Origin of the sequence: Pseudomonas sp. HMSC063H08, assembly GCF_001813645.1 — a bacterium.
Classification (GTDB): Bacteria; Pseudomonadota; Gammaproteobacteria; order Pseudomonadales; family Pseudomonadaceae; genus Pseudomonas; species Pseudomonas aeruginosa.
On the sequence record NZ_KV813429.1, the window covers coordinates 136,111 to 145,389 of the forward strand.

The following is a 9,279-nucleotide window of genomic DNA, read 5'->3' on the forward strand; positions in this document are numbered from 1 at the left end:
TGCCCGTCGCCCTGCGCGCCGATGACGAACAGCGGCGGCAGCTCGCCTTGCGCGATGCCCGGCGGGAACTGGATATAGACCTTCTCGCCGTCATCGAAGGCGCGCAACGGCTTCCACGGTGGATTGCTGCCGCTGATCGCGTAGCGGAAGCGGATCTTCTCCAGCGACAAGCCGGTATCGACTGGCGCGGCGGCGCTGGCCGCCTGCGCCTGGCGCTGCAAGGCCAGCATCTTGTCCTTCGGGTACTCCCACGACACTGACGCCATCCACGTCTTCTCTGTCGAGGTCAGCTCCAGCAGGTAGGTGCGCCGGCTGGTGGTGATGACCAGATTCGTCTTGAGGCCCGAGCGGATGGGCTTCACCATCACGTTCACGCGCAGCGCATCACCGCTGCCGCTGGATGTGTCGCCCACGATCCAGCGCACAGTGTCGCCAGCGGCGACCGTCACCAGTTCCTCGCCCGGCTGGAGCGTGATCACGGTCACGCGGCCCACGGCCGCATAGACCTGATACAGCGCGCCATCGGTGTAGGGCCACACCTGAATCGCATTGACGTAGCCCTCGCGCGTGGGCGCGATGCGGGCCTCGGCGTTGGCACGCGAGACGCGCACGGTTTCGTCGGCAGGTTCAGGGACGGGCTTGGCAGCCTCGGCTTCGGGCAATGGCTTCAACTGCGCCGGCAGCGCCAGCGGCTCGGGCACCTTGACCACCTCCACCGGCGCGGGCGGCTCCGGCAGCGGCTGCGCCTGCACCGGCTCATCGAGCGAGATGGTCGGCGGCGGCTTGCCCTGCGTGGCGCAGCCCGCGAGGGCCAGCAGGATCAGCGGCAAGGCGGATTTGCGGAAAACATCATTCATGGCTTTGCTCCTTCGGAAGAATCCAGTTCACGGCTCCACGACAGGCCGTTGACGTAGATGCCCAGCGGGTTCTTGCGCAGGCGTTCTTCGGTGCGCGGTGGCTGGAGCACGATGGACACCACCGCCGTCCACCGCTCCAGGCCCGCCGCGGCGCCGTTGACGTAGCGCCGTTCCGTCCAGCGCACGTTGAAAGACGTGTCGCTGGCGCGCACGACGCTGGTGATCTGCACCGTCACCGACTCCTTGCCGATGCGTGCGAACGGGTCGTTGACCCGCGCGTAGTCGTTGAGCACGGCCGCGCCCTTGTCGGTCGTGTAGTCGTAGGCGTCCAGCCAGTTTTGGCGGACGACGATGGGGTCGATGGACAGCGAGCGCACCAGCGTCACGAAGCGCGCAATGTGGTGCGCCGTCTGTGCATCGCTGGGGCGGTACGGCGTGGCGGCTTCGCCCACAGCGCGCACCTGGCCCGCGTTGTCCACCTCCACCACATAGGGCGTCACGATGGACTGCGCCGAGCGCCACACCAGGCCGCCGGCCATCAGCAGCGCGAGCGTCAGGCACCCGAACGCCATCAAGCGCCAGTTCTTCGCCTGCACGCGCGGCGAGCCGATACGGTCGTCCCACACCTGGCCGGCAGCTTGGTACGGCGTGGCAGGCTGCGGCGTGTCGGCGTAGCGCACCTGCGGTTTCTTGAATCGCATGGTCAGTTCTCCTTATGAGTCGGAATCGCGCAGGCTCGGCCCTTGGCCGGAGCCGCCGCCATCGCCACCGCGCAGCGTGTGGGCGGTGGTGGTCGCGGCATGAGTGAGTTGCTGGCGGCGTTGCAGCCGCTTGGCCCAGGCGGGTTGCTCGGGCGTCTGTGCAGCGGCAGCGCCTGCGGGGGCTTCGCTGGTGGCGGCTTGGCCGGCTGACGCGCCAGCGTCGCCTTTCCAGCCAGCGCGGAACGGCGCGGCCATGCGCTGCCCAGCAGCGGAAGCGCGGGATGCGGCAGCGCGTCCGGCGGACTGCGCGCCGGTCTTGGCGACGTTGCCCAAGCCCGCCATCGCGCCTTTGGCACCGCCGCCTGCTGCTGCGGAACCGGCCTGGAACGCCGACTTCGCGCTGCCAGCCGCCGACGTGGCGGCACGCGCGCCGCTGCCGGCCAGCTTGGCGGCGGCCGGGGCCATGCGGGCACCAGCGGCCACCGCACCGCCCACGCCCGTCGCGGCAGCACCGACAGCCACTGCCGTTCCGGCTGCGCCGATAGCGGCACCGGCCATCGCGCCCGCGCCGAGCTGGGGCGCACCGGACACGAGGCCCGTGGCGATGCCGGGGCCGAAGATCCCGAGCGCCAGCAAGGTGAGCGAGGCCAGCATGATGACCAGCGCGTGGTCGATAGAAGGCTCGTCAGGATGGACTTGGAACTGCGCGAAAAGGCCCGAGCCGATACCGACGATCACAGCCAGAACCAGCACCTTGACGCCAGCGGATACCACGTTGCCCAGCACCTTTTCGGCCAGGAACGAGGTCTTGTTCCACAGCGCGAACGGCACCAGCACGAAGCCAGCCAGCGTCGTCAACTTGAACTCGATCAGCGTGATGAAAAGCTGGATCGCCAGCACGAAGAAGCACAGCACCACGACTAGCCATGCGAGGAACAGCACCAAGATGGCATCGAGGTTCAAGAACACCTCGGGAAATCCCATCAGGTCATCGAGTTGCAGGAAGATCGGCCCGCCCGCATCAAGGCCGGCCTTCGCCAGCCGGCCCGGCTGCAAGAAGTCTTCCATCGTGATAGTCGAGCCGGTGGCGGTGATACCCAGTCCCGCGAACGAGCGGAACACGATGCTGGCCAGCCAGTTGAAGTTGTTGATGATGTAGGCGAAGGCACCGACGTACAGCACCTTGCGCAGCAGCTTGGCGATCACGTCCTCGCCCTGGCCGGTGGCATGGCTCATGGCCCAATACAACCCGGCGATCGTCATGTCGATGACGATCAGCGTGGCCGTGAGGAACGCCACTTCGCCGCGCAGCAGCCCGAAACCCGAGTCGATGTAGGTGGCGAAGGTGTTGAGGAACTGGTCGATGATCGTCACGTCATTCATGGCGTGCCCTCCGGGGCGGCGGGCAAGGCCGGCGCGGTGCCATCGGCCGGTTCCTCGAAGCTGGGCGAGATCGGCGGCAGGTCGGCCAGCGTCTGGTATTCATCCGGCCCGGCCTCGCCGGAAAAGAAGCGCCGCCGGAAGGCTTCGGCGGCGGCGCGGCAAGCGTCCTCGCCCGTGGCCTGCCGGTCGGCCGCGCATTGCGCGCGCAATGCCTTGAGCCGCACGGGATCGGCGGCCAGGGCATCGGCGAGGTTGTCGGCCGGCTGCTCGCCGCAGGCGGCCAGCAGCACGGCACCAAGGACGAGGACGCATCGCATGTCGGCCCCCGTCAGTCGCGGTAGAAGTTGACGGACTGCGGCGTGTACGGCGTGCCTTCCCCGAGGAAGCGCCGCCGCACTTCGCGGGCGCGCTCGGTGGCCGCCGCCTGCCGCGCCAGTTCCAGCGAGGCGGCCCGGTCTTGCGTGATCTGGAGCCGCTGCGACTGGATCGACTGCTTGGCCTGCAAGGCGAGCAACTGGTTCATGGCCTGCATCGCTTGCAGCGCGCCTTGCGCTGACTGGCTCTTGCCGACCAGATCGGCCAGCACGCTTTCGTCTTCGCCCAGGTTCTGCGACACCTGCGCCTGCATCTGCATGGTGGTCTGCAAGCCGTTGAGCGTGTTCTTCCACCGCTCTTGGGCGTCGCGGTACATCTGGTCGCCGCTGACGGTGGCGGCGTACTGCTCCGGGTACAGGCGCGCGAACTCCCGATCCAGATTCGTCACGTCGTAGGCCAAGCCGCGCGCTTGGGCGATCAGCCGCTCGGTGGTCGCCAGGTTGGCGCGCAACTGGCCGACGACGCTGGACGGCAGGCTGGCGAGGTTGCGCGCCTGATTCATCAGCATCTGCGCTTCGTTCTGAAGCTGCTGGATTTGGTTGTTGATCTGTTCCAGCGTGCGGATCGCGGTCAGCGTGTTCTGCACGAGGTTCGTGGGGTCGATCACGACCCATTGCGCATGGGCGGTGGCGGTGCAAAGCATGGCCGCGATGGCAGCGGCGACAAGGCGCTTCTTCATGGCAGGTTCTCCAGTGGTTGGTCAGCGAAGGAAACCGGCGCGAGGCCGGGGAACGAGGGCAGCAGGTCAGCCGCCCAATCGAGGCCGCGATGGCGCAGCCATGCGCCCGCGAAGCCGGGCGTGCCGGCGTCCAGCAGCACGCGATCCATGTCGCGCTGGTCTTGCGGCGTGGAAGCGCCCGCGAAGGCCAGCGTCGCCAGTCCCAGGTCGAGGTCGAACAGGCGGTTGCCGAGGCGGGATTGGTAGTAGTAGTCGCGCTTGGGCTGCGCGGTGGCGACGATCTCGATCTGCCGCCTGTTGAGGCCGAAGCCCTCGTAGATCGTGCGAATCTGCGGCTCGGTCGCCTGCGGGTTCGGCAGGAAGATGCGGCTTGCGCAGCTTTCGATGATCGCGGGCGCGATGCTCGAATCCTTGATGTCCGCAAGCGACTGCGTGGCGAAGATGACGCTGACGTTCTTCTTGCGCAGCGTCTTGAGCCACTGGCGGATGCGCGCCGCGAACACCGCGTCATCGAGGAACAGCCACGCTTCATCGAGGATCAGCAGCGTGGGCGCACCGTCAAAGCGTTCATCGAAACGCGCAAAGAGGTAATGCAGCACGGCCATGACGGCGGCCTTGCTGTGCATCAGCTCCTCCATCTCGAAGCACTGCACGTCGGCCATGCCCAGCCGGTCGTGATCGGCGTCCAGCAGCTTGCCGTGCGCGCCGCCCAGCACATAGGGCGCGAGCGCCTGGCGCAGCACATTGCTCTGCAACAGCACGGAAAGCCCGGTCATCGTGCGCTGCTCCACCGGCGCACCGGCCAGGCTCCCCAGCGCCGACCAGATGGCGGCCTTCTCATCGGGGCCGACCGTCACGCCTTCATGCAGCAAGCGGCCTTCGATCCATTCGGCCGCCCAGGTGCGGTAGCCTTCACGGTCGATACGGGCAAGCGGCTGGAAAGCGATTTCGCCATCCGTGCCCAGGTCGTAGTGCTCGCCGCCCAGCCCGAGGATCGTGGCGCGCATCGAGCAGCCCATGTCGAACGCGAAGATGCGCGAGCCGCGATAGCGGCGAAACTGCATCGCCAGCGTGGCGAGCAAGACCGACTTGCCCATGCCGGTCGGGCCGGCGACCAGCGTGTGGCCCACGTCGCCGATGTGCGTCACCAGCCGGAACGGCGTCGCGCCATCGGTGCGCGTGACGATCAGCGGCGGGCCGCCCAGGTGGTCGTTCTTCTCCGGCCCGGCCCATACCGCCGACACCGGCATCATGTGCGCCAGGTTCAGCGTCGAGACGATGGGCTGGCGCACATTGGCGTAGGCGTTGCCCGGAAGCGAGGACAGCCACGCATCCACGGCGTTGAGCGTTTCGGGGATGGTGACGAACCCGCGCCCCTGAATGACGCGCTCCACCATGCGCAGCTTCTCGTCCGCTGCGCTGGCGTCCGCGTCCATGACGGTGACGGTCGCCGTCAGGTAGCCGAAGGCGACTTGATCGCTGCCCAGCTCCTGCAAGGCCGCATCCGCGTCCGCCGCCTTGTTGTTCGCATCGGTATCGACCAGCGGGCTTTCCTGCTGGAAGATCGTTTCGCGCAACAGCGCGATGACGTTCTTGCGCTTGGCGAACCACTGGCGGCGCAAGCGCCCCAATTCCCGTTCCGCCTCGGATTTGTCGAGGCACAGAAAGCGCGTACTCCAGCGATACCCAAATCCCAGGCGGTTGAGGTCGTCCAGAATCCCCGGCCAGGTCGAGGTCGGAAAGCCACGCACCGACACCACGCGCAGGTGCCGGTCGCCCAGCATGGGCGCGAGGCCACCGACCAGCGGCGAATCGGTCAGCAGCGCGTCGATGTGGAACGGCACTTCGGGTACGCCCACGCGGTAGCGCCGCGTCGAGATGGTCGCGTGCAGGTAGGTCAGGGTCTGCGCGTCATCGAGCCAGGCGATTTCCGGCATCACGCCTTCGAGCAGGTCAAAGACCCGATCCGTTTCCGCGACGAAGGCTTGCAGCCGCTCGCGCCAGTCCACGCCATTCGTCGGCGTGTTCTCGTAGAGCATCTTGGCGGCACGGGCGCGCGATTCCTCGGGCGGCAGGTACACCAGCGTCAGGTGGTAGCCGCTCTCGAAGTGGTTGCCCGATTCCTCGAAGGTGGCCCGGCGTTCTTCGTCCACCAGCCAAGACAGCGGCTCGGGAAACTCGGAGTGCGGGTAGTCGGCAGCGGCGCGGCGCTCGGCCTCGATGAACAGCGCCCAGCCCGAACCCAGCCGGCGCAGCGCGTTGTTCAAGCGTGCCGACGTGGCGATCAGCTCGCCTTGCGTGGCGCTGTCGAGGTCAGGCCCGCGAAACCGGGCCGTGCGCTGGAAACTGCCGTCCTTGTTCAAGACGACGCCTGGCGCGACCAGTCCGGCCCAAGGCAGCCAGTCGGCGAGCAGCGCGGGCCGCTGGCGGTATTCGGCAAGGTTCAGCATGGCGGCATCCCCTCACACGTCCAGCAGCGGGCGGTGTTTGATGTGCCGGGCGAACACGGCCATGAACTGCGGATCGACGCGCGCACCCCACACCGCCAGCGAATGGCCGACGATCCAGAGCACCACGCCCGGAATCCACAGTTGCAGCCCCAGCCCGACAGCGGCGGCCAGCGTGCCGTTGGCAATCGCCACGGTGCGCGGTGCGCCGCCCAGCAAGATCGGCTCGGTGAGCGAGCGATGCAAAGGCACCTCGAACCCTGCCGCGAAGGTATCCGGGCCGCTCATACGACAGCCCCGCCAGAGAACGAAAAGAACGACAGGAAGAACGAGGACGCGGCGAAAGCGATGCTCAAGCCGAACACGATCTGGATCAGCTTGCGAAAGCCCCCCGACGTGTCGCCGAAGGCCAGCGCCAAGCCCGTGGCGATGATGATGATGACGGCCACAATGCGCGCCACCGGCCCCTGGATGGATTCGAGGATGGATTGCAGCGGGCCTTCCCATGGCATCGAGGAACCGGCGGCCTGCGCGGTTCCGGCCAGGAACAGCAGCAGCGCGGCCAGCAGCAGCCCTTGTGCCGCAGGGCGGGCCAGGCGGTGCAGCCGCGACCGCGCGGGAAGGCGCAAAGCCGGATTTGCAGAAAAGCGGAAAGCAGGAACGATCATCTGCGTCATGGCAGTTCTCCAGGTTGGTCAGGGGACGGGGAAGTCGCCGCAGCGGGTGCGGCTTCGGGAAATAGCGGCAGTTCGGGAAACGGCGTCTCCAGCGCGTCCGCCAGTTGGTAGCCCACGCCGTCGGAGCCGACGACGCGGGCGATGCTCTCGATGCGGCGCTTGCGCCCGCGTCCGGCGATGTGGATCACCACGTTGACCGCCTCGGCGATCAGCGCACGCGGCGGGTTCACCGCCACTTCGAGAATCAGTTGCTCCATGCGCAGCAGCGCGCCCAACGCGGAGCCGGCATGGATCGTGGCGATCCCGCCGGGGTGGCCCGTTCCCCACACCTTGATGAGATCCAGCGCCTCGGCGCCGCGCACCTCGCCAACCACCACGCGATCCGGCCGCAGCCGCATGGACGAGCGCACCAGCTCGGTCATCGACACCACGCCCGCGCGCGTGCGCAGCGGAACGTGGTCGCGGGCCGCGCATTGCAGCTCCACCGTGTCTTCGAGCACCAACACGCGGTCGCCCGTGGCGGCGATTTCGGCGAGCAAGGCATTGGCGAGCGTGGTCTTGCCGCTGCTGGTGGCCCCGGCGATCAGGACGTTCTGACGCTCGCGCACGGCGCGCACCAGAAAGCCCGCCTGGGCGGCGGTCATCATTCCGTCCACGACATACCGCTCCAGCGGGATCACGCCGATGGCGCGCTTGCGCAGCGCGAAGGCCGGCCCTGGCGCGGCGGGCGGCAAGATGCCCTCGAAGCGTTCGCCCGTCTCGGGCAGCTCGGCCGATAGCAGCGGCTGGCCGCGATGCACCTCCGCGCCGACGTGGGCCGCGACCAGGCGGATGATTCGCTCGCCATCGGCCTCGGGCATCTCCACGCCCATCGGCGCGCGCCCACTCGAAAGCCGATCCACCCAAAGGGTACGATCCGGGTTGAGCATGATTTCCACCACGTCGGGGTCTTCGAGCGCAGTGGCGATCAGCGGCCCCATCGCCGTGCGCAGCATCTGGATGCGCCGGTCGAGCGAGGCCGCAGCGGACGAGCGTGGCTCGGGTGGCAACTGCGAAACGGCGCTCATGACGCACGCTCCCGCGCCTGGGCGGCTGCCGCCGCGTCCTCCATCCGCATCGGGTCGGGATGCAGTTCTTCCACCACGTCGCGCACCAAGCTGCGTCCGCGCATCAGGTGGCGGCCAAGCTGCTCGGTGAACTGCTCGAAGCGCGCCTTGCCCTGGGCGCGAGCTGCCTCTTGATGCGCCTCGGGAACCGGCGTGCTGACGGTCAGGTAGTAGCGGATGAACAGCGCCAGCGTCTCGATGGCGATGTTCTGGTCGCGCTCCATGCGCTCGGCCTGGCGCGACAGCCGGTCGAGCCGCTTGGCGATGGCCGCTTCGCGCTGGTCAGCAGCATCGGGCGATAGCCACGATGCGAGCGCCGCCGCGACGATGGACGACTTGGATACGCCTTTCTTGGCGGCCAGTTCATCAAGCCGCTGGGCGTGCTCGGGCTGGATAAAGAGGTTCAGGCGGTAGTGGCTCATAGCTCAATTCCGTCGTTGGGGTCGAGGGAAGCCAGCCGGGCCGTGCGCTGCATGGCCGGATCAAGCTGGCGAGGAAGGGGAAGCGGCAGGTCGTCGTCGTCATCGAGCAAACCGAGGTCGGCCGCGGGCGCGGCCAGCTCGGGGTCGTAGGCGACGGCTTCGGAGAGTTCGGGCTGACGGCGTGGGCCGCCGTCGTCGGCGGAACCGAGGCCATCGGCGGATGCCGTGGCTGGTGCGGTGGGCGTTGGTGGGATTGCCAGCCCGCTCCAGTCGTCGGCGCGCAGCGGCGGCGCGTCGGCGTATTGGCAGTCCGCCAGCGCGGGCGGCGGCAACACGCGCCGCTTGAAATTGGCGTCGGCGTAATAGCGCAGCTTCCGGGCCTTGATCGGCGCCACGCTGGACACCATCACCACCGCCTCATCGGGCGGAAGCTGCATGACTTCGCCCGGTGTCAGCAGCGGGCGGGCCGTCTCCTGGCGCGACACCATGAGGTGCCCCAGCCACGGCGCGAGCCGGTGGCCCGCGTAGTTGCGCTGTGCGCGCAGCTCGGTGGCCGTGCCCAGCGTCTCGGAGATGCGTTTGGCGGTGCGCTCGTCGTTCGTGGCGAACGTCACGCGCACATGGCAGTTGTC

Annotated in this window: 11 protein-coding genes; all 11 read right to left on the reverse strand. The window is 68.1% G+C overall.

All coding sequences use genetic code 11. The annotated features are described in order from the left end of the window. The coding region (gene trbG / locus HMPREF2924_RS12640; RefSeq protein ID WP_070700508.1) for a P-type conjugative transfer protein TrbG at nt 1-857 on the reverse strand (857 nt) is incomplete at its 3' end. Continuing rightward, the gene (gene trbF, locus HMPREF2924_RS12645; protein WP_003138973.1) at nt 854-1,558 is read right to left on the reverse strand and encodes a conjugal transfer protein TrbF; all 705 of its coding nucleotides are present in this window, start codon (nt 1,556-1,558) and stop codon (nt 854-856) included. The genes trbF and trbG, both read right to left, overlap by 4 nt. 12 nt (nt 1,559-1,570) lie before the next feature. Beyond that, nucleotides 1,571-2,941 carry a P-type conjugative transfer protein TrbL gene (gene trbL, locus HMPREF2924_RS12650; protein WP_003138975.1) on the reverse strand — a complete coding sequence of 457 codons (1,371 nt, stop codon included), beginning with the start codon at nt 2,939-2,941 and terminating at the stop codon, nt 1,571-1,573. Beyond that, nucleotides 2,938-3,258: a hypothetical protein gene (locus HMPREF2924_RS12655; RefSeq protein WP_016254219.1), complete on the reverse strand. Its 321-nt coding sequence runs from the start codon at nt 3,256-3,258 to the stop codon at nt 2,938-2,940. The genes trbL and HMPREF2924_RS12655 overlap by 4 nt, the downstream gene beginning before the upstream one ends. Nucleotides 3,259-3,269: 11 nt before the next feature. Further along, nucleotides 3,270-3,995: a P-type conjugative transfer protein TrbJ gene (gene trbJ / locus HMPREF2924_RS12660; protein WP_003138979.1), complete on the reverse strand. Its 726-nt coding sequence runs from the start codon at nt 3,993-3,995 to the stop codon at nt 3,270-3,272. Further along, entirely contained in the window at nt 3,992-6,445 is a 2,454-nt protein-coding gene (gene trbE, locus HMPREF2924_RS12665) for a conjugal transfer protein TrbE (protein ID WP_003138981.1), read from the reverse strand. Before trbE ends, trbJ begins: the two co-directional genes overlap by 4 nt. Nucleotides 6,446-6,457: 12 nt before the next feature. Beyond that, on the reverse strand, nt 6,458-6,730 hold the full coding sequence (locus HMPREF2924_RS12670) for a VirB3 family type IV secretion system protein (protein ID WP_003138984.1): 273 nt from the start codon (nt 6,728-6,730) through the stop codon (nt 6,458-6,460). Next, the gene (locus HMPREF2924_RS12675) at nt 6,727-7,119 is read right to left on the reverse strand and encodes a TrbC/VirB2 family type IV secretion system protein (protein ID WP_003138985.1); all 393 of its coding nucleotides are present in this window, start codon (nt 7,117-7,119) and stop codon (nt 6,727-6,729) included. Before HMPREF2924_RS12675 ends, HMPREF2924_RS12670 begins: the two co-directional genes overlap by 4 nt. After that, the gene (gene trbB, locus HMPREF2924_RS12680; RefSeq protein WP_003138986.1) at nt 7,116-8,186 is read right to left on the reverse strand and encodes a P-type conjugative transfer ATPase TrbB; all 1,071 of its coding nucleotides are present in this window, start codon (nt 8,184-8,186) and stop codon (nt 7,116-7,118) included. The genes HMPREF2924_RS12675 and trbB overlap by 4 nt, the downstream gene beginning before the upstream one ends. Further along, nucleotides 8,183-8,647 carry a CopG family transcriptional regulator gene (locus HMPREF2924_RS12685; RefSeq protein ID WP_003138987.1) on the reverse strand — a complete coding sequence of 155 codons (465 nt, stop codon included), beginning with the start codon at nt 8,645-8,647 and terminating at the stop codon, nt 8,183-8,185. The genes trbB and HMPREF2924_RS12685 overlap by 4 nt, the downstream gene beginning before the upstream one ends. Beyond that, nucleotides 8,644-9,279 (reverse strand): type IV secretory system conjugative DNA transfer family protein (locus HMPREF2924_RS12690; protein WP_168172955.1); only part of this gene is annotated, 636 nt, incomplete at its 5' end. The genes HMPREF2924_RS12685 and HMPREF2924_RS12690, both read right to left, overlap by 4 nt.

What these genes read in the sequence shown, in the direction of transcription:
- trbB (WP_003138986.1), bottom strand. Translation starts at nt 8,186, where the DNA reads ATGAGCGCCGTTTCGCAGTTGCCACCCGAGCCACGCTCGTCCGCTGCG.
- HMPREF2924_RS12655 (WP_016254219.1), bottom strand. Translation starts at nt 3,258, where the DNA reads ATGCGATGCGTCCTCGTCCTTGGTGCCGTGCTGCTGGCCGCCTGCGGC.
- HMPREF2924_RS12670 (WP_003138984.1), bottom strand. Translation starts at nt 6,730, where the DNA reads ATGAGCGGCCCGGATACCTTCGCGGCAGGGTTCGAGGTGCCTTTGCAT.
- HMPREF2924_RS12685 (WP_003138987.1), bottom strand. Translation starts at nt 8,647, where the DNA reads ATGAGCCACTACCGCCTGAACCTCTTTATCCAGCCCGAGCACGCCCAG.
- trbJ (WP_003138979.1), bottom strand. Translation starts at nt 3,995, where the DNA reads ATGAAGAAGCGCCTTGTCGCCGCTGCCATCGCGGCCATGCTTTGCACC.
- trbF (WP_003138973.1), bottom strand. Translation starts at nt 1,558, where the DNA reads ATGCGATTCAAGAAACCGCAGGTGCGCTACGCCGACACGCCGCAGCCT.
- trbE (WP_003138981.1), bottom strand. Translation starts at nt 6,445, where the DNA reads ATGCTGAACCTTGCCGAATACCGCCAGCGGCCCGCGCTGCTCGCCGAC.
- trbL (WP_003138975.1), bottom strand. Translation starts at nt 2,941, where the DNA reads ATGAATGACGTGACGATCATCGACCAGTTCCTCAACACCTTCGCCACC.
- HMPREF2924_RS12675 (WP_003138985.1), bottom strand. Translation starts at nt 7,119, where the DNA reads ATGACGCAGATGATCGTTCCTGCTTTCCGCTTTTCTGCAAATCCGGCT.